The sequence below is a fragment of the Enterococcus sp. AZ088 genome (genome assembly GCF_051714845.1).
Classification (GTDB): domain Bacteria; phylum Bacillota; class Bacilli; order Lactobacillales; family Enterococcaceae; genus Enterococcus; species Enterococcus faecalis.
Map to the genome: position 1 here is coordinate 1,183,492 of NZ_JBIOSQ010000001.1, position 18,842 is coordinate 1,202,333.

General features: G+C 35.9%; 17 protein-coding genes. 11 read left to right on the plus strand and 6 right to left on the minus strand.

The features are described 5' to 3' along the window. The first annotated feature begins 12 nt into the window (after positions 1-12). The 8 genes from IGL17_RS05900 (at position 13) to trxB (ending at position 7,284) form a co-directional block, all read left to right on the plus strand. Positions 13-369, plus strand: a complete 357-nt coding sequence (locus tag IGL17_RS05900) for a hypothetical protein (RefSeq protein WP_002394401.1) — start codon at positions 13-15, stop codon at positions 367-369. Next, on the plus strand, positions 360-1,901 hold the full coding sequence (locus IGL17_RS05905) for a hypothetical protein (protein WP_016617914.1): 1,542 nt from the start codon (positions 360-362) through the stop codon (positions 1,899-1,901). The genes IGL17_RS05900 and IGL17_RS05905 overlap by 10 nt, the downstream gene beginning before the upstream one ends. Further along, the gene (locus IGL17_RS05910; RefSeq protein WP_016617255.1) at positions 1,901-2,800 is read left to right on the plus strand and encodes a hypothetical protein; all 900 of its coding nucleotides are present in this window, start codon (positions 1,901-1,903) and stop codon (positions 2,798-2,800) included. The genes IGL17_RS05905 and IGL17_RS05910 overlap by 1 nt, the downstream gene beginning before the upstream one ends. Next, positions 2,787-3,689, plus strand: a complete 903-nt coding sequence (locus IGL17_RS05915) for a hypothetical protein (protein WP_016617915.1) — start codon at positions 2,787-2,789, stop codon at positions 3,687-3,689. Before IGL17_RS05910 ends, IGL17_RS05915 begins: the two co-directional genes overlap by 14 nt. Further along, on the plus strand, positions 3,682-4,014 hold the full coding sequence (locus IGL17_RS05920) for a DUF4176 domain-containing protein (RefSeq protein WP_016617916.1): 333 nt from the start codon (positions 3,682-3,684) through the stop codon (positions 4,012-4,014). Before IGL17_RS05915 ends, IGL17_RS05920 begins: the two co-directional genes overlap by 8 nt. A 92-nt stretch (positions 4,015-4,106) precedes the next feature. Further along, positions 4,107-5,078 carry a hypothetical protein gene (locus tag IGL17_RS05925; RefSeq protein WP_016617917.1) on the plus strand — a complete coding sequence of 324 codons (972 nt, stop codon included), beginning with the start codon at positions 4,107-4,109 and terminating at the stop codon, positions 5,076-5,078. A 27-nt stretch (positions 5,079-5,105) separates the two neighbouring features. Then, a complete protein-coding gene (locus tag IGL17_RS05930) occupies positions 5,106-5,927 on the plus strand; it encodes a hypothetical protein (RefSeq protein WP_016617918.1) in 822 nt (273 codons plus the stop codon). 442 nt (positions 5,928-6,369) lie between these two features. Further along, a complete protein-coding gene (gene trxB, locus IGL17_RS05935) occupies positions 6,370-7,284 on the plus strand; it encodes a thioredoxin-disulfide reductase (protein WP_033625420.1) in 915 nt (304 codons plus the stop codon). A gap of 42 nt (positions 7,285-7,326) precedes the next feature. Here the strand turns inward: trxB and IGL17_RS05940 are convergent, their stop codons facing one another. The 3 genes from IGL17_RS05940 to IGL17_RS05950 form a co-directional block, all read right to left on the minus strand. Beyond that, positions 7,327-7,788 (minus strand): hypothetical protein, encoded by a 462-nt coding sequence (locus IGL17_RS05940; protein ID WP_002355960.1) that lies wholly within the window; start codon positions 7,786-7,788, stop codon positions 7,327-7,329. A 196-nt stretch (positions 7,789-7,984) separates the two neighbouring features. Next, positions 7,985-8,485 carry a plasmid sex pheromone cAM373 precursor gene (gene camE / locus IGL17_RS05945; RefSeq protein WP_002395110.1) on the minus strand — a complete coding sequence of 167 codons (501 nt, stop codon included), beginning with the start codon at positions 8,483-8,485 and terminating at the stop codon, positions 7,985-7,987. 119 nt (positions 8,486-8,604) lie between these two features. Further along, positions 8,605-10,944 (minus strand): ABC transporter ATP-binding protein/permease, encoded by a 2,340-nt coding sequence (locus IGL17_RS05950; protein WP_025193347.1) that lies wholly within the window; start codon positions 10,942-10,944, stop codon positions 8,605-8,607. A 124-nt stretch (positions 10,945-11,068) separates the two neighbouring features. On the opposite strand from IGL17_RS05950, the gene IGL17_RS05955 reads away from it, so the two are divergent. Beyond that, entirely contained in the window at positions 11,069-11,578 is a 510-nt protein-coding gene (locus IGL17_RS05955) for a MarR family winged helix-turn-helix transcriptional regulator (protein ID WP_002365578.1), read from the plus strand. Positions 11,579-11,615: 37 nt separating this feature from the next. Here IGL17_RS05955 and IGL17_RS05960 read toward each other — a convergent pair whose 3' ends face one another. From IGL17_RS05960 to IGL17_RS05970, 3 genes are all read right to left on the minus strand, one after another. Then, positions 11,616-12,479: a sugar ABC transporter permease gene (locus IGL17_RS05960; RefSeq protein ID WP_002369496.1), complete on the minus strand. Its 864-nt coding sequence runs from the start codon at positions 12,477-12,479 to the stop codon at positions 11,616-11,618. 3 nt (positions 12,480-12,482) lie between these two features. Further along, positions 12,483-13,826 carry a carbohydrate ABC transporter permease gene (locus IGL17_RS05965; protein ID WP_002357775.1) on the minus strand — a complete coding sequence of 448 codons (1,344 nt, stop codon included), beginning with the start codon at positions 13,824-13,826 and terminating at the stop codon, positions 12,483-12,485. Positions 13,827-13,911: 85 nt separating this feature from the next. Further along, the gene (locus tag IGL17_RS05970; protein ID WP_002382263.1) at positions 13,912-15,162 is read right to left on the minus strand and encodes an extracellular solute-binding protein; all 1,251 of its coding nucleotides are present in this window, start codon (positions 15,160-15,162) and stop codon (positions 13,912-13,914) included. A 259-nt stretch (positions 15,163-15,421) separates the two neighbouring features. Here IGL17_RS05970 and IGL17_RS05975 point away from each other — a divergent pair, with 259 nt between their 5' ends. Next, entirely contained in the window at positions 15,422-17,188 is a 1,767-nt protein-coding gene (locus IGL17_RS05975) for a glycoside hydrolase family 13 protein (RefSeq protein WP_016617922.1), read from the plus strand. Between the two features lie 27 nt (positions 17,189-17,215). Next, entirely contained in the window at positions 17,216-18,841 is a 1,626-nt protein-coding gene (locus tag IGL17_RS05980) for a glycoside hydrolase family 13 protein (RefSeq protein WP_002397241.1), read from the plus strand. Position 18,842: the final 1 nt, after the last annotated feature.

Below are 18,842 nucleotides of genomic sequence, written 5' to 3' on the forward strand. Positions count from 1 at the left end.
GAGGATTATAAAATGAAAAATAATGAGCAGTTACGAGCGGAATACAATCAAAAAATTATTGAAAAAGAGCAAGAAATATCTTCAATTTCTAGTGTAAAGAGACAAGTTCAAAACTTATTTGACACATTAGAAGGAGATTTAACGCGAAATATACGTAAGTTAGAAAATCTGAATCATGAATTAGCTAAGAATGGTAATCAAGAAGCAAGATGGCTACAAGAAGATTATCTTCAGAAGCAGCAAAAGCAAACCTCTACTTTTCAACAAGTTCATCAGGAATTTTATCAACAATGTGTCAGAAAAAATGAACAATTAAACGAAGAACGTCTTGAATATCAAAAAGAAAGGAATGAATTGCCATGGGATTAATCTATTCAAGTAGTGACAGCGATGCCATCAAAAGTTCATTAGCAACGAATCTTTCTATTGCTCGGACAGCAGTCAGTAATCTAAACTCTGGTAGTCAGCAATTAATCGCAGCGATCGATGGCCAGACACTAGCAGGAGCAGCGTATACCGCAGGGAAAGGGTTATTTTCAGAGTTAGTGATTCCAACAATCAAACGTGTTTCGAGTGCAGTAGATAATGTTCAAAGAGATTTGAATACGTTCTCTTCAGCCGACAGTTTTATTGCCAGTGAAGGTTATTTGGAAGAAGACAACTTAAATGAACAATTAACATTATGTAAAAGTTCAAAGACAGCTTTGGAGAACGCTGAACGTACAGCCAACATGATTGCCAATGCATTGCCAGAGCCCTTACTATCAGAAATGATAAGAGGGATGCAGCGAGATTTCGCGAGGAGAGCGCAAGACTGTCAAAAGGATATTCAACGGATTGAAAAAAAGTTGAATAAGCTAAGAGAATTTAATGGCAAAACAAGTGGGCTGTTTCAAGAAAGTTTAGCTGAATTTAAACTGGCTATGCAAGGCATAATGGTGTTGAATGGAACAACAATTCATGCGGATGGTAGTTATACATTGCCGAGTGGTGTGGATAAAAGTTGGTTTAATCAAATAAAACCTAAAGCTAAGGAGCAAATAGCGACAAATAATAGTAATGCTTTTTTAGAATTATATACACAAGTGAAACAATTGATGAACCCATTAACCAGTGGTAAAACGGATAACATGAAACGAATGGAACAATTGTTGGCTATGTATCCCAAGGCATTAGTAGATAAGCTGATGAAAAATGATGAATTTTGGATGCTTGCCGATAAATTACCGTCAAAAGTCCAAATAAAATTGATTAATGGATTAGCAAAATACGAATCATTTGGACAAGCGGTAGCACATGGGAAATGGATTCCTAAAATAGATACCCTAGGTAAGGGATATCAATGGTTTAGTAAAATGACAAATCCAATAAAAACCTACGTAAGTGAAAGTCTGAAACATTCTAAATTTGTTCAAAGTGCCAAAAGTTGGGGTGTAGCTAAAGGGCTAGGAACAGCTGCTCAAGTGGCAACATATGCACAATTAGGTGTGACATTTGTGTCTAGCACTGTTAATGAATACGGTAAAACAGGTAGTATCGGCAAAGGTGTTATTGGTGGAGCGATAGATACAGTGAAAAGTGTAGGTCCGTTGGAGGGGATGACGATAGGAGGAGCTGTGGCAGGACCACCTGGAGCTATACTAGGTGGAATAGTCGGAGGTGCAAATAAAGTTGCACAATTTATATGGCCGAATGCGTATGATGATATTAAGGATGGGGCTTACAAGCTATATGATAAATCAACTAAAATTATAAATGGTGTATCTAAGAAAGTGGGGAAAGCAGCAGAACAGAGTTTTAACACAGTAAAACAGGTATACGATGACGTTCAGGAAGTAGGAAAAACAATTGGAAAGGCACTATCTTCGGTTGAAATACCTAAGATTAGTTTTAGTTGGTGATGAGTGTGAAAAAAATATTCAATGCTACCTTTGAACAAAGTTTAAACTTATTAGATGATCAACTAGTTATGTATATGATAAAGGATACTGAAAAGAGATCGTTATATAATGGAAAAAGAAAATTCTTATTAGTAGTCATAGCTATCATTTTGGTAGCCGTTCAATATGGATTTGTATTAGCGACTGACTATGGAATGAAACATCCGGATAAAGATAGTTTTGTTCCAGCAGCCGAAGTAAATTTGTTGCCAAAAGCTATTTTTTGGATATTTTTATCTGGATACTTGTGTATATGGTTATATACAAGACATAAGAATGACAGAAATATTAGCACAAAAATCTTTGTTACAATGGGTACCTGTAATAACTATTTATTATGGTTTCTATTAGAAGCGAATTTATTCTTCATTACTTTTTTTCTAAAGGCACTAAGTTTAATTGGAATGGGAATTTATTTATTATTAATATGTATAATTGGATATCTAATTATCAGAAGTAAGGTAAATTTTCTAAATAAGAATATGCTTGAAATGAAAGTAAATGAAAAAACTAAAATAGATAACTTTATAGAAACAATTATTCAATTAGTAATGAAATACGGTTGGGTAATAGTTATAGTGGTTATCGTATGGAAATTTTTCTTTCCTAGTGGCGATGGGATAAAATCAGATATATTTGGTTTTATAAGTGTTTTAGGCATGTGGTTTGCATGTAATATAGCATTTATAGCAGCAGAAGCCTACCTATTCTTCCCATATCTTTTACACGGCTATTACAAATATAAATACCCAGAAGAGTATCGAGAATGGGAAGGCAAAACACAATTGGAATGGTATGGAGAAAAATACTTTAATAAGCATATTAAAGGTACGGAGAAAGAAGTGGATGAAGAAAAATAAATTATTCAATGCAACTTTTGAACAAAGTTTAAATTTAGAAGATGATCCTTTTATTATTTTTATGAATAAAGATGTGAATAGATTACCTGATCCAGAAGGTGGAAGAAAAATATTTGCTAGGATAATAGGGATTTTCTTACTTTTCTTTTTAGTAGGACTTAATTTTTTGCTAGCTTTTGTCTCTACAGAAGCTAGTGAAGGGAAATTTTGGGAGAACTCATTTCCTAAACCAGAGATTAATTTTTTACCAATGTGGTTATTCTATTTTCTATTTTTTATATGGGTCGTTTTAGTAATAGTTTTTAGAGATCGAGGTGAATACTACTTTTCAAGAATACGAGGTCAGTTTAATCTAAATCTGTATATAATTTGGTTATTTATAGAAATGAATCTTTTGTTCGCAACAGTGTTTTTTAAAATGCTAACAATAATAGGAATGATTGGTATATCAGGGTTGCTAGGATTATTAGGATATATCATCTTTAGAAGTAAAAAGAAATCGGTAGAAAAAATGCTATATGAAACAGAAGCAAAGAAAGAAAAAATTGATGAAATAGTGGAAAAGATACTAAAGCTAATAATGAAATATGGCTGGATAGTTGTAATTATAGTTATGTTATGGAAACTCATTTTTTCTAGTGGTAATGAGGTACGAACAGATATTGTGGGTTCCATTGGAATAGTAAGTATGTGGATAGCGATAGATGTAGGGTTTATTGTGGTAGAAGCTTATCTATTCTTTCCTTACTTATTACACGGCTACTACAAATATAAATATCCAGAGGAATATCGAAAATGGGAAAGTAAAACGCAATTAGAGTGGTATGGAGAAAAGTATTTTAACAAACATATTAAAGGTACGAAGAAAGAGGAGTGCGGAAATGATTGAAAATAAAGAGCTATTGCCATTGGGAAGTATTGTATTGTTAGAAGAAGGGCTACAGAAATTAGTAGTAGTAGGTCGAGGTGTTGTATACACAGATCAAGCGACGAATAAAGATACGTTTGCAGATTATATGGCGGTACTATATCCAACGGGTTTAAATCCTGAAACAACTATTTTCTTTAATCACGAAAATATTGATAAAGTAATTTTTAAAGGATTTTCAGATGAAGAAGAAACGCGCTTTTTAGAGGTTTACCTTGAATGGAAAAGTGATTTAGATAAATCCAGAAATGAAGAAAATCAAGAAAGCGAGATTTTTGGTTTTTAGTTATTTACAGATAAAAAATAGCAATGATTTTCTAAAAGGAGAAGATTTTTTCTCCTTTTAGAAGTAGATACACAAAAACAAGTAGTTATACATTGCCAGAAGGAACGAGTAAAGAATGGTTTACAAAAATTCAAGGGATTGAAAGCTTAGAAGAAGCAAAGAAAAATCAACAAAATATGGCAAAAATGATTAATGACTTATTTAAGAAGAATCCAGCGGCGGCTATCGAAAAAGTCAAAAAAGATAAACGATTGTTTAACTATATTATTACTGACTTGGATTCAGATAAAGTACCAGAGAAACTGAAAATGGCAGCATTAGAAATATTTATTTTTCAAGAAAATGTGAATGATTGGCCTAAAGAAAAAGCGCTGAAAGTTTTAAGAAGCTCTGAGCTGGCTATTTTAGCAGAAAAGTTGCCGCTAGATAAACAAGCTCAGTTATATGGGGTATTAATTAAATTAAGTGAAAAGGGTTGGGAAGTTTTAGCATCAATGGGCCACTTGACGGGTGTTTTGTCAAAAAGCTCATTAGGTTCACGAATCATTGCAGGTTCCAAAGTAGGTTTAGCTGAGTTTAAAAAATTGAAAGCTGTTTCTGATTTTTTAAAAGCACATCCCGTACTGAAAGAAGGACTATTATATATAGGAGATGGTTTAACCTTCCTTTCCTATGCCTATGAAGAATACACCAATCCCAAAAGTCCGGCCTACGGAGATGAAAGTAAGGCTATTTATGGAGGAATAAACTTATTTTTATGGAATGCAGGACCACTAGAAGGAGCACAATATGGGGGACCTGTTGGAGCTTTGGCTGGGACACTCAATACAGTTTATTTCTATAGCAAATGTAAAATAATTAATAACTTACCTAAATTAGTACCTGGAGGGAGTGAAACTTTTGGTTGGAATTCTAATGCTGAAAAACGTAGCTGGTTAGATAAGCAATATGAAAGTTATGGTAATCCAACGGCTCGAACAACAGACAAAAATTACAGACATGGTGTGCAACCAGAAAGTGGTAGTAAAAGCTTTAATCCAGATATAAACTATAATAATGATTGAAATTATAAAAATTATTGGAGAAATAAAATGAATGAATTTTTTGTTAAAAGATATGAAAATGAAATAAATAATATTAGTTACGAAAAAGCAAAACAAGGGATTAATGTAAAACAAGTATTTAGCAACAGATTGATTGTTGTTAAATACTGTATTTTCATTATTGTTATATTGCTAGAGATAGCAATGTTTACAAGTTTTTTAAGTAAAGATTTATTTAATCCTGTGTTTGCGTTAATAGAAACTAGTATTGTGTTAATTACTATAATCTACTTTTTTAGATTAAATTTTAAAAGCTTCTCAAAAAGTTATTTAATTAGATATTATTCATGCTGTTCAATCGTTTTTAGTATTGCTTCTTTTATAGTATGTTGTAGCATTTGGTTGTTGTTATTAACTTATTCTGGAAAAATGACTAGTGAGTTTTATTTACAGATGTTAGTACAAACTGTATTTTCTATAGCAGGGTGTTATTTTATATTATTAATAATATATAACTATATGAAATATAGAATAAAACAAGAGCTGTCTTTGTTTGTAAAAGATATAAAGGTTCCTAAAGTGGGTAAAGTCATCGAAAAGACTACTTCGTATGGAATTATTGTAATAATAGGAGTTATGCAATTTTATAGAATGAATAAATTCTGGATAGAAAGTAATGAATCTAATGCAATCAATGCAATAATTGCATTAGGGCAATTAATCGTTGGGATTCTATGTTTTTTGATATTAATTATTTTACCTATCCGAATGTTTTATCCAAATTTTATTTCGTCAATGTTGTTAAAAAAATATTCAGAGGAATTTCGCCTTGATTATGGATTTTCAAAAAAGGAATGGTACGAAGGATAAAAGGAAAGAGGGAATGAAAACGAATGAAATCTTAAAATAGCGTACCTGTTGGGGCTGTTGCTGGAACGATGAATTATTGGGCACAAGGAGGCGGAATGGCTAACTTATTTGCAAAATTACCTTATTGATGTAGGACTTTTCAGACAAATGGAAAGTGAGGTTATTTATAATTATCAAATAAAATTTAGTGATGGTGATAGACACACTTTTGATTTAAGAGGGAATTATCCAACGATAGCATTCAAAGAAAAAATTGAAGAATTCTGGTTTAAATACAATAGCTAAATTAATCTTCCTTCCCCCTCCTAGAAAACACAAAACCGTGGTACAATAACTTACGTAATAGACACACCTACTCCGAATGTCAAAAAAGGGCAGAAAAGTAGACAAGAAATTGTTTAAGGAGTAAAGTAAACTTACTTAAAATTTTGGGGGAAATAAAATGTATGATGTAATTATCATTGGTGCCGGTCCTGCTGGGATGACGGCAGCACTTTATGCATCACGGTCTAATCTTTCTGTATTGATGATTGAACGCGGTGCGCCTGGTGGGCAAATGAACAACACTGCTGAGGTAGAGAATTACCCAGGCTTTGATTCTATTATGGGTCCAGAATTGGCCTATAAAATGTATGAAAATGTAGAAAAATTTGGTACGGAAAATGCGTATGGCATTGTGATGGGCATCGAAGACCACGGATCCTATAAAGAAGTGATTTGTGATGACAAATCTTATGAAGCTAAAGCGGTAATTATTGCAACAGGCTGTGAACACCGAAAATTGGGTGTAAAAGGCGAAGAAGAATTTGCTGGCCGTGGTGTTTCCTATTGTGCCGTTTGTGACGGTGCCTTCTTTAAAAATAAACGCTTAGTAGTTGTTGGTGGCGGCGATTCTGCAGTTGAAGAAGCAATCTATTTAACACAATTTGCTTCTGAAGTAGTGATTGTTCACCGTCGTGATGAATTGCGTGCGCAAAAAATCATTCAAGATCGTGCCTTTGCAAATGAAAAGATTTCCTTTGTTTGGGATACAGTTGTCGAAGAAATTGTTGGCAATGAAATGGTCGTGACAGGTGTGAAAGCCCGGAATGTCAAAACAGATGAAGTTTCTGAAATTGAAGCAAACGGCGTGTTCATTTACGTGGGGCTAGATCCATTAACAGAACCATTTAAGAAATCTGGTATTACGAATGAGGCTGGTTGGATTGAAACAGACCAAGAAATGAGAACAAAAATTCCTGGTGTTTATGCCATTGGTGATGTCCGTGAAAAAACATTGCGTCAAATCACGACAGCGGTCGGTGAAGGCGGTATTGCTGGACAACAAGTATTTAACTATATTGAAGAATTGAAATAAAAAAATGCTTTTGCCTTTAATAATAAGGGCAAAAGCATTTTTTTAATAGGTTCCTTTAATGACAAAATAAGAGCCGCGAATGGTTCCAGCTAATTTTGATTTTTGACGAGCAAATTTGAATTTTCCTTCAAATTCTGCAGGGATTGCCATACCATCTGAAAGTTTAAACCCAACGGCGCGTTTGCCTTCCTCAGCTAATGTGTACATCACGTTAACTGCTAAGCCGTTTTCATAAAATACATAGGCCATTTTTATGCCATCTAAAGTGAAAGAAGAAATTTCAAGTGGCTTGTAAGGGAAATGTAATTCTCGTTCTAATAAAATTTTTTCAATCCAGGCCAATGTTTCTGGAGCTTCAGAGGCAGGGACGGTCGTAAAGCGATGTTTGTATTTATTCCAAAAATAGCGAGCTTCATTCGCTCTTAGTCCAGCAAGGGCAGGTGCCACTGGTGAACTTTCTAAACCAATAGTGGCTACTTCTTTAAAATCAACTGTATAAACCATGAATTGATACTCCCATCTTTTCTTTTAAACTAAGTATAACGGTAGCAGGGGTAACGAACAATTATTATTACTTAAAAGAATGAAATTGGGACAGAACGATTGGCTTCGGAAAATGTTAAGATTTCCGAAAGCGTAGGTTCTGTCCCGAAGAGTATTTTAAGATTTGGTTATTTCGTGATAAGTTATACGCTTGTACTTATTTATTGGCATCTAAGGTAACTTTTTCATCTGCCGTAGTTGTTTTAACATCTACTGTATAAACAAGTTTGTTGTTATTTTTGGTTAACTTCCAAGTCAAAATACGTGGAGAAAGTCCTCCAACTTCTTTTTTTGCTTTGGCTAAGACGTCGTTAACAGCGCCTAATTCTTTGACTTCAGCAGCTGAAAAGGCTGTCTCGTTTTCGCCAAGTTGATTTGCTTCAGTATTTTTGGTGACTTTTCCTGTTTCAGGATTCACGTAAAGTGTTTCTGTATCGTTGGTAAAGATATAGCTGTAGTCACTTTCTGGTTTTGTATCAAATTGGACATTTACTAATGGTTTGCTGTTGCCGGCTTCTTTTTCGTAGATTTCAGCAGCTTGCTGCAAACTAACTTTGTACTTAGTATCTGTGACAGCATCTTTTCCTATGCCACAACTAGCTAAAATAAAAATAGCTCCTAAAAGTGAAAAAAATAGTAAAAATGGTTTTTTTAACATGGAATTACCTCGTTTCCTTTTATTAAGTATTCACAATCACTTAGTATACGGAGGTTTTATAAGAAATACAAATAAAAAACAATCCTTTAAGAGAAATTAAAGGATTGTTTTTTTGTTATTTATTCTGCACGTAAAGCAACTGCCGCATCTTTTTTCGCTGCCATTCGGGCAGGAATATGGCCACCAATCATGGTTAAGATTGTGCTAATTACAATCAAAATAATCCCGTGAATTGGATTTAAGGTGGCAACATTTTCTAAATCAGTCAGGTTATAGAGTACTGCGTTAATCGGAAATGTTGCGAGAAAAGCAATCACAACACCAAGAATGCCAGAGGCAACACCTAAAATAGCAGTTTCGGCATCGAACACCCGGGTAATATCTTTTTTACGAGCTCCTAACGCTTTCAGAATACCGATTTCTTTGGTCCGCTCAATGACAGAAGTATAGGTGATAATCCCAATCATAATCATACTTGTAACAAGGGAAATCCCAGCAAATGCAATCAGCACATAGGTGATGGCATCCATTAAACCACCTGTTAAGCGGGTCATTGTTCCAGCTAAATCAGAATAGATGATTTGGTCTTTTTTATCTTTTCCTTTGTTATAAGCATCTAAATAATCAAGAATTTTATCTTTTGATTTGAAGTCGTTTGGATAAATCATAATACTTGAAGGGATTTCGTTCGCTCCTAAGTAAGACAACAGGTTTTCTTTCGCGGAAGTATCTAATGTTTCGTTAGTCATAACGTTAGTATTGCTGGCTTCTTGCGCTTTAACAATGTCAGAGGTTTTGTTTTTGGCAATCATATTAGTTGAGAGTGCATCACTATAAGCAATTCCAGGTGCTAAAAGATTCATTGTTGAAGAATCTTTAATTCGCAAAATCCCTGAAATTGTTAATTCAGTATTTTCTGGGTTATCGTAAACAGCTTGCAAATCTTGGTTAGGAATGAAGTTGCCTGTCGGTAATTTGGTGTAAAATGCATTATTATTGGCTAATTTCATTTTTGTGCCAACAATGTCTGAAAAGGCAATCTTTTGATTATCTTTCACGTCAAAGCCAAGATTTTTTAAAGCATTAATATTGGTGGTATTGTTACTATCAACGATTAAAACGACATCGGTTTCTTTTTCTGGATAATTTCCTTCAAGCAACGAGTAATTGTCTTTTAAGAAATTGTTTTTTCCATTTTCTAGTTGTTTAGGAAAAGCAGAAACGCCGACGCCAGTTTGGGCAGCCATCATAGAAGCCATCGCGTTTGATTGGCCGTCGGGTGCATCGTTTGAAAATTTGACAGCTTGTGCTTTCCCGTTGATTTCTCTTAATAAGTTCATATTGACTAGACGAGTATAGCCGATATTATTACTTAATTCAGGATCAATGTGATTGACATAGTCAATAAATTTTTGATCAATTAAATTCGTGTGTTGCGCACGGTCCGCATCGCTAATTTTAGCAGTCACTTCTTTTTCTTTCGGGAAGGTGCCTTTTTTGTCCTGATTATTGAAACTTTCTGGATCTTGATCGGTCGCTATTTTAGAAATGGTAATCGGAAATTGCGCTAACGTTTCCGACTGAGTTTTATCAATTTGTTTCTGGAATCCTGTTGAAAGAGAAAGGACAATCGCGATACTGATAATTCCGATACTTGAAGCAAAGGCGGTTAAAAAAGTTCGCCCTTTTTTAGTGCGGATATTATTAAAAGACAAACGCAGCGCAGTCGTGAATTTCATTTTGGTGCGTTTCAATTCGAAAGGTTCTTTTTTTTCATGTTCAATATGAGGACGCGAGTCATGACGAATTTGGCCATCTGAAAATTCAATAATTCGATCAGCGTATTCATGAGCTAATTCAGGGTTGTGGGTCACCATAATAACTAATTTTTCTTTCGAAAGTTCTTGGATAAGTGCCATAATTTGCAGACTGGTTTCTGAATCCAATGCACCAGTTGGTTCGTCACAAAGTAAAATATCGGGATCATTAGCTAAAGCACGAGCAATGGCAACCCGTTGCATTTGACCGCCAGATAATTGGGAAGGTTTTTTATGGATATGGTCCTTCAAACCGACACGGATGAGTGCATCTTCGGCTTTTTGGCGTCTTTCTGCTTTTGAAATACCACTCAGTGTCATACCAAGCTCGACATTATCCAAAATCCCTTGATGACTAATTAAGTTGTAACTTTGAAAAATAAAACCAATTGAGTTATTCCGATAAGCATCCCAATCGGCTTCTTTAAAATTTTTTGTTGATTTGCCGTTAATGATTAAGTCACCAGAATCGTAATTGTCCAATCCGCCAATCACATTCAACATCGTCGTTTTACCAGAGCCGCTGGGACCCAGAATGGCTACAAATTCTTGTTTTCGAAAAGCGACAGAGACGCCATCTAAAGCTTTAGTGGTCGTTCCGCCGACAGTATAATATTTTTTTATCTCTTTGAGTTCTAGCATATTTTTCGCATCCTTCTTCCAATTTATCAACAACACAACCTTAAGTTAGTGTATAACGTAACATAATAGTTAACAAAAATCAATCATTACCATTTGATAATCAAGTGAATTTAGTATACACTAGGTGGGAAACGAGGGAGAACATATGGATAAAGAGAAGCATTCATCAAATTTAGATATTAGTGTCTTTACTGAAATTTTTTCATATATGAGCCAATTGCTTTTTAAAGACCTAGACTTGGAGGATCTAAAATTAACAAAGTTAGACATGTTAATTTTATTAATTGTGGCAACGAATGAAGGAATCAGTATGACAGAGTTAGCCAACCAAGTAGGAACGTCGAAAGTTCAAGTGAGTCGCTCTATTGCGGGGTTAGAAGAACGAGCGATTGTTCAACGTCGCCATAATCAAGAAAATCGCCGCGTGGTTAATGTTTATACGACAAAAGAAGGCGAGAAGCTCTTTAAGCAAAAAGAAAATCAAGTAAAACAGCAACTATCTGAAACACTTAGTGTTCTTTCGTTAGAGGATTATCAAGAAGTCAATCAACACTTTTTGGCGGTCATGAAAATTTTGTCCAATTATCAAGCGCTACGAAGAAAAACGTGTAAGGAAAACAACGCCAAAAAATAAAAAACATCGTTTGGCTATAAACCAAACGATGTTTTTTCTAGCCTTTGACAGAGCCAGAAGTCACGCCTTCTACATAGAAACGTTGCATTACTATAAATAAAATAGTAATTGGAATGGCAATTAGCACACATCCAGCTGTAAAAGCCATGAATAGTGAATTGGCTGTTGATTTGGTCATCATCGAAAAGAGACCAATCGCAACGGTGTAATTTTCAACTTTATCACCCATAATAACTTTTGCGAAAATAAAATCCATCCAAGGGCCCATGAAGGCGGTTAAAGAAGTATAGACAATAATTGGTTTCGACAATGGCAACGTAATTTTTGTGAAAATTTGCCACTTGTTGGCACCGTCAATCATAGCCGATTCGTCTAAAGCCATCGGAATGGTATCGAAGAACCCTTTGGCGATGTAAAAACCTAGCGCCGAGCCTGCAGAGTAAACCAGAATTAAAGCGAATAAACTTTCAGTTAAATTTAAGGCTTTTAAAATATAGTAAACGGCAATCATACTCATAAAACCAGGGAACATATTTAAAACGAGCGCCACTTTTAAAAATGGTTTTCTTAAGCGGAAACGCAACCGTGACAGCGCATAAGCCATTGCGATTGTAATAAAAGTTGATAACAGACAGCTTGCGATGGAGACGAACAAGGTGTTCAAAAACCAACGGACAAAGGGGAAGTTGCCAGTCTGATTTGTTAATAATACTTTATAGTTTTCTAAAGTGAATGTTTTGGGAATGATATAGGGAACAAATGCACCGCCTTCGCCACGAAAACTTGTTAAGATAATCCACACAATGGGGAACATCCAAAAAACTGCTAAAATGGTTAGAATGATGTAAACGCTGGTAAGTGCAGTGCGTTGTTTTTTCTGGTAACTTTTTGCTTTAGCCATAAGTTACGCCTCCTTAAATGAATTCGTCCGTGTATAGGCAATTAAACTGAAGACTGCGGAGAGAATGAAGATTAAAATACCAATCACAGAGGCTAAATTGTAATCCATTGTATCGACAGTCAATTTGTATAGCCAGGTAACTAAAAGGTCAGTTGAGCCTGCACCGTAGAAGTTAGAATTGGCTGGACCACCGCCTGTTAATAGATAAATGACATTGAAATTATTGATGTTGCCAATAAACTGTTGAATCAGCGCCGGGGTCATCACAAATAGAATTTGTGGAAACGTAATACTTTTAAAAATTTGCCATTTATTGGCGCCGTCAATTCTAGCAGCTTCAATTTGATCTTCAGGGAGATTTTGGATAATCCCTGTAGAGATTAACATCGTAGCAGGAATACCAATCCACATATTGACAACAATAATGGTTAATTTTGCCCAATTCGGATCTGTTAAGAAGGGGATAGAAGAATCGATTAAGCCCCAGTTTAACAACAGAGCATTGATAGGTCCGGAACCATTTAAGAGGTTTCGCATAATTAAAAGTGAAACAAACGGAGGTACGGCCATCGTGATGACAAAAATAGTCCGCCAAAACGCTTTATATTTTAAGCCTTTTGTATTGATAAGCAAGGCTAAAATGATTCCAAAAAAGAAACAAGTTGCGGTTGCGAAAACAGCCCAAATCAAGGTCCAGCCAAGTACTGGAAAGAACGTTGAAGCCATATCGCCTGTGATTACATTGCCTAGATTTGCCAATCCAACCCAAGTAAAAAGGTTTTTCGGTGGCAAATGGTTATGGTCGTAGTTGGTAAAGGCAATGGAAATCATATATAACAACGGCAAGATGGTAAAGAAAAGAACGCCTAGTAAGGGAATCGTCATTAAAGTTGCATGGAAACGTTCGTTTAACAAGCTACGTAAATCATCCATAGTTGTTGGAATTTTTTTGCCGGCTGTCTTTAATTCATATAGGTGACGGGCGCTTTTTAAATTGATTACATATAAAATGATTAGCGATAAACAGACTAAAATTGCTGCAATTCCGAATAATAATAAGAGCATTGAATTATCGCCTTCTTTTAGAACTTCAATCCCTAAAGAATCATCATATACTAATCCTTGCTGTTGGGTCCCTAGTGTTCCTAGCATCATTAATGCGTGGAAACCATTACGGATTAACCAATAGATAAAGCCAATTTCAGCTGTTAAAAAGATGATTCCCTTTAACCACTGCTTGTTGGCGAAGTTTGCAGCACCCATAACTAAAAAAGATAGTTTTGTAGCGAAGTCGCCTTTTTTAAAGACCTCTCGAAATGACGTCTGGGCTTTCTTTTTCTTGAACATCTTCGTTCACTCACTTTCTACTTAAATAAAAAAGATAGAGGAAATGGGACAGCAGATTGAAGCTCGTCCCATTTCTTTACTCTTTTTATTCTTTTGCTTCTTTTGATGTGTCTTGGACTAATTTATCTAATTTTGCTTGATAATCTGCAGGTTTGATATTGCCTTTGTACGTATCATTGATCACTGCATCCATCGCAGGCCAGAATGAAACGATTTCTGGGATTTTTGGCATTACCACAGAGTGGGTTGGTTGCGCCATTTCTAAGATAGCTTTTGCAACAGTATCTTGTGTAATTTCTTCGTTTGTTTGTAATTTTTTGTTTGAAGGGACAAAACCGATTTCTTTGAAGTAAGTCATTTGTGCTTTTTCACTTGTTAAATAGTTTGCTAATGTCATTGCGGCCAATGGTGCTTGTGTTTGTTGGTTGACAGCAAAACTACGAACGCCCAAGAAAGCTTTCATTTGTTTTTCTCCATTGCCAAAATCAATGGTTGGGTAGGCAGCGGCCCCCATTTTGTCGCCAAGAGCTTTTTCTACATCGTTTTTAGACCAAGGACCAGAAAGGAAGGCATCCGTTTTGCCAGAACCTAGATTAGACAATGCTTCTGTATTTGATTGGATCACACCAGGATTATTTTTTTGATCGGCAATCCATTGTAATACTTCTATACCTTGTTGGTTGTTAAAGTTGGTACCTTTCGGATCTTCGCCATTTTCACCATATAAGTAATCGCCGTTACTCATAAATAGAGGACCGAAGATATAATTTGCGCCATCTTCGCCAAAATTGGTACCGATTTTGCCTTTTTCAGTTAAAGACTTCCAAGTTTTGATTTCCTCTGGAGAATACGTATCTTTGTTATAATAAAGAACTTGTGACTCTACGGCATAAGGGTAGGCATAGACTTTGTCTTTCCAAGTGACTCCTGCGACTGCCGAGTCGATATTGTTTTCTTTGACTTCTTTTTCATATTTTGTGTTAGGGTAAATCAGACCAGCTTCTGCCATTTGACCAATTTGATCATGTGGCATCATGAAAACATCTGCGGCAGCTTTAGGATCTTTTGCAATGTCTTTTTTAGCATCTGCCGAATTTCCAGCAGTTAAGTTAACTTTAATATCGGGGTTTTCTTTTTCAAAATCGGCGACAACTTTTTTAAAGACGCCCATATATTCAGTATCAACCCATAATTTTACGTCACCAGCTGCTTTATTTGCTGAACCGCTTTCATTTTCAGCTTTCGTTTTTTCTGCGCCACCACAGGCAGTAAGTAAAACCGCGGAAGCACTTAAAAGGATACCGCCCATTAAAATCTTTTTCCAATTCGCTTTCATTTTTGAACCCTCCAAAAATTATTTTTTACAAGTCTTATTATGCAACCGATTGCGGAAATAATCAAGTGTTTTTCATCGAGAAAGTTAAAAAAGTTTTTTTGTTATAAATAACATACTGTTTATTTAAAGTGGTGTATACCACTAATTAAGCATTTTAAATAAAAAAATAAAAAAAGGTATACAAATGCAATCGTTTGCGCTAAAATGTGTTCGAGTATTAGAAAATACACGAAAAGCGACAATTAAAGGAGAGAATTAAATGAACACTGCTGCAATCTACCATCGTCCAGAAAGTGAATTTGCTTATCTTTATACAGAAGAAACCATGCATATTCGTTTGCGTACGGCAAAAGGCGACATTGCCTCTGTCCAATTAGTGCAAGGAGATCCTTATCTTTTAGGAAAAGAAAAGTGGTACCAACAGTCGTTAACCATGGAGAAGTTAGTATCTACGGAGTTATATGATTACTGGTTTATTGCATTAAGTGCAAAATTTAAACGCCTTTCATATGCTTTTACTTTAGTAGGGACGGATGGTTTGACGGCGTTTTATGGCGAACACGGCATTTATCCTTTAGAAGAAAAGTATTTAGAGATGGCGAATAATTATTTTCGTATGCCGTATTTTCATGAAGTCGATCGTTTTAAAGCACCTGAATGGGTCAAAGAAACGGTTTGGTATCAAATATTTCCAGAGCGTTTTGCAAATGGTGATCCCGCCAATGATCCTGAAGGGACGTTGCCGTGGGGATCTAAAAGACCAGATCGACAAGATTTTTTTGGTGGGGATTTGCAAGGGGTGCTAGATCATCTTGATTACATTGAAGATTTAGGTGTTAACGGCTTATATTTTTGCCCAATTTTTGAAGCGTTTTCTAATCACAAATATGATACGATTGATTATTTAAAAATTGACCCAGCTTTTGGTGATGGCGCTACCTTTAAGCGTTTAGTCGAAGAGTGTCATCGACGGGGCATTAAGATTATGTTGGACGCCGTTTTTAATCATATGGGGGACACTTCGCCTCAATGGCAAGATGTGTTAAAAAATAGCCAGGACTCAATTTATGCCGATTGGTTCCACGTAAATGAGTTTCCAGCTAGCTATGAAGAAAGTGCTGATTTTGAAGAAGCAAGCAACATTACCTATGATACTTTTGCATTCACTCCGCATATGCCTAAATTAAATACAGCAAATCCAGAGGTGCAAGCCTATCTTTTAGAAATTGCTCGTTATTGGATTGAGGAATATGATATTGACGCCTGGCGTTTAGATGTGGCAAACGAAGTGGATCATGCGTTCTGGAAAAAATTCCGGCAAACATGTGATGACGCAAAAAAAGATTTTTATATTTTAGGAGAAATTTGGCACTCGTCGCAAAGCTGGCTCCAAGGAGACGAATTTCATGCAGTGATGAATTATGCATACACAGATGCGATTATGGGCTACTTTGTTAAGCAAGAACTGTCCTTGGAAAAGATGCTTTCTGAAATGAACAACCAGTTAATGCTCTATCGACAACAAACGAATCAAATGCAGTTTAATGTTTTAGATTCCCACGATACACCACGCTTATTGCATGAAACGAAAGAGGATAAAGAGTTGATGCGCCAAGTATTAGCGTTTACGTATATTCAACCAGGCGTCCCTTGTCTTTACTATGGTGATGAAATTGGTATGACAGGTGATATGGATCCTGATTGTCGTCGTTGTATGGTTTGGGAGGAAAATCAGCAAGATTTGGATTTGAAGGAATTTGTAAAATCATTGATTGCCCTTCGCAAAAAGTATGCGGCTGTTTTTTCTGGTGGAACAATCGATTGGGCAGGAACTTCTTTTGAAACGGGGTTGATTAGACTCGCTTGTCGTTTGGAGGAACAAACGATCTATGGGATTTTTAATACTGGCCAAGAGACACAATTTGTTGATAGAACTGATCGAGAAGTTTTGCTAAGTTCTTCTATCGAAATTGCTTCAGAACAGATAATGGTTTTACCAAAAGGTTTTCTTTTATATCAAGCATAATAATTAAGCAAAGGAATGTGAAGAAGAATGGAAAAACATTGGTGGCAAGAAGTCGTGGTTTATCAGATTTATCCTCGCAGTTTTAAGGATAGCAATGGAGATGGCATTGGAGATTTACCAGGAATTATTGAAAAATTGGATTATTTGGAAACGTTAGGCATTGGGGCTATTTGGTTATCACCAGTTTATCAATCACCCAATGATGACAATGGTTATGACATTTCTGATTATGAAGCGATTATGACAGAGTTTGGGACGATGGCGGATATGGATCGTCTAATTGAGGAAGCGAAAAAGCGAAAGATTGAAATTATTATGGATTTAGTTGTTAACCATACGTCAGATGAACATCGTTGGTTTATTGAAGCGAAAAAAAGCAAGGAGAACCCCTACCGAGACTATTATGTATGGGCTGATCCTGCTTCAGATGGCGGTGTGCCTAACCGATTGAAATCTGCCTTTTCGGGTTCGGCGTGGACGTTTGATGAAGCGAGTGGGCAATACTATTTGCATTTGTTTAGTAAAAAACAACCAGATTTAAATTGGGAAAACCAACAAATGCGTCAGTCGGTTTACGAGATGATGAATTTTTGGATTGATAAAGGAATTGGCGGTTTCCGTTTAGATGTAATTGACTTAGTGGGTAAAATTCCAGGAGAAGAGATCACCGCGAATGGACCTCATTTACATCGTTATTTACAAGAAATGAACGCCGCGACATTTGGTGGCAAAGAGCTGTTAACTGTAGGTGAAACATGGGGGGCCACACCTGAAATTGCAAAAATGTACTCTAGTCCAGAGCGTCATGAATTATCCATGATTTTTCAGTTTGAACATATGAGCTTGGATCAACAACCAGGTAAAGAAAAATGGGACCTTCAGCCAATGGAAGTTGCCAAGTTGAAACAGGTTTTTGCAAAATGGCAAACAGAATTAGGAAATGATGGCTGGAATTCTTTATTTTGGAATAACCATGATTTACCGAGAATGATTTCACGTTGGGGAAATGACCAGGAACATTGGTTGGAAAGTAGTAAGTTATTCGCTATTTTACTGCACATGATGAAAGGCACACCTTATATTTATCAAGGGGAAGAAATTGGTATGACCAATACGCCGATTACAGATATTCGTGAAGCGCGGGACATCGAAACGATTAACATGTACCATGAGTATCTAGAAAAAGGATATTCTAAAGAAGAAATTTTGCTGAAAATTAATACTAAAGGTCGCGACAATGCACGCCGGCCTATGCAGTGGACCGCTGAAAAAAATGCTGGCTTTACGACTGGTACACCTTGGATTGATGTTAATCCCAATTATCAAACGATTAACGTCGCTGCTGCTTTGGCAGATAAAAATTCACTATTCTATACGTACCAAGAAATGATTCGTTTGAGAAAAGAACATCCTTTAATTGTTTGGGGCGACTTTGAATTGCTGGAAACAGTGGACGAAGTGATCAGTTTTTATCGTACCTATGGTGAGGAACGCTGGCTTGTTGTAACGAACTTTTCTGACAAAGTTCAGCCATTTTCTGCAGACGTTCATGTAGAACAAGTAATGATTGAAAATATGCCGACAGATGTCACTGCTTTAGCAGACTATTCGTTAGCGCCTTGGCAAGCATTTGTTGTGAAAGTGAGTCAATAAG

Excerpts from the sequence above, each read along its gene's own strand:
- IGL17_RS05900 (WP_002394401.1), top strand. The coding sequence starts at position 13 with ATGAAAAATAATGAGCAGTTACGAGCGGAATACAATCAAAAAATTATT.
- IGL17_RS05905 (WP_016617914.1), top strand. The coding sequence starts at position 360 with ATGGGATTAATCTATTCAAGTAGTGACAGCGATGCCATCAAAAGTTCA.
- IGL17_RS05910 (WP_016617255.1), top strand. The coding sequence starts at position 1,901 with ATGAGTGTGAAAAAAATATTCAATGCTACCTTTGAACAAAGTTTAAAC.
- IGL17_RS05915 (WP_016617915.1), top strand. The coding sequence starts at position 2,787 with ATGAAGAAAAATAAATTATTCAATGCAACTTTTGAACAAAGTTTAAAT.
- IGL17_RS05920 (WP_016617916.1), top strand. The coding sequence starts at position 3,682 with ATGATTGAAAATAAAGAGCTATTGCCATTGGGAAGTATTGTATTGTTA.
- IGL17_RS05930 (WP_016617918.1), top strand. The coding sequence starts at position 5,106 with ATGAATGAATTTTTTGTTAAAAGATATGAAAATGAAATAAATAATATT.
- trxB (WP_033625420.1), top strand. The coding sequence starts at position 6,370 with ATGTATGATGTAATTATCATTGGTGCCGGTCCTGCTGGGATGACGGCA.
- IGL17_RS05940 (WP_002355960.1), bottom strand. The coding sequence starts at position 7,788 with ATGGTTTATACAGTTGATTTTAAAGAAGTAGCCACTATTGGTTTAGAA.
- camE (WP_002395110.1), bottom strand. The coding sequence starts at position 8,485 with ATGTTAAAAAAACCATTTTTACTATTTTTTTCACTTTTAGGAGCTATT.
- IGL17_RS05950 (WP_025193347.1), bottom strand. The coding sequence starts at position 10,944 with ATGCTAGAACTCAAAGAGATAAAAAAATATTATACTGTCGGCGGAACG.
- IGL17_RS05960 (WP_002369496.1), bottom strand. The coding sequence starts at position 12,479 with ATGGCTAAAGCAAAAAGTTACCAGAAAAAACAACGCACTGCACTTACC.
- IGL17_RS05965 (WP_002357775.1), bottom strand. The coding sequence starts at position 13,826 with ATGTTCAAGAAAAAGAAAGCCCAGACGTCATTTCGAGAGGTCTTTAAA.
- IGL17_RS05970 (WP_002382263.1), bottom strand. The coding sequence starts at position 15,162 with ATGAAAGCGAATTGGAAAAAGATTTTAATGGGCGGTATCCTTTTAAGT.
- IGL17_RS05975 (WP_016617922.1), top strand. The coding sequence starts at position 15,422 with ATGAACACTGCTGCAATCTACCATCGTCCAGAAAGTGAATTTGCTTAT.
- IGL17_RS05980 (WP_002397241.1), top strand. The coding sequence starts at position 17,216 with ATGGAAAAACATTGGTGGCAAGAAGTCGTGGTTTATCAGATTTATCCT.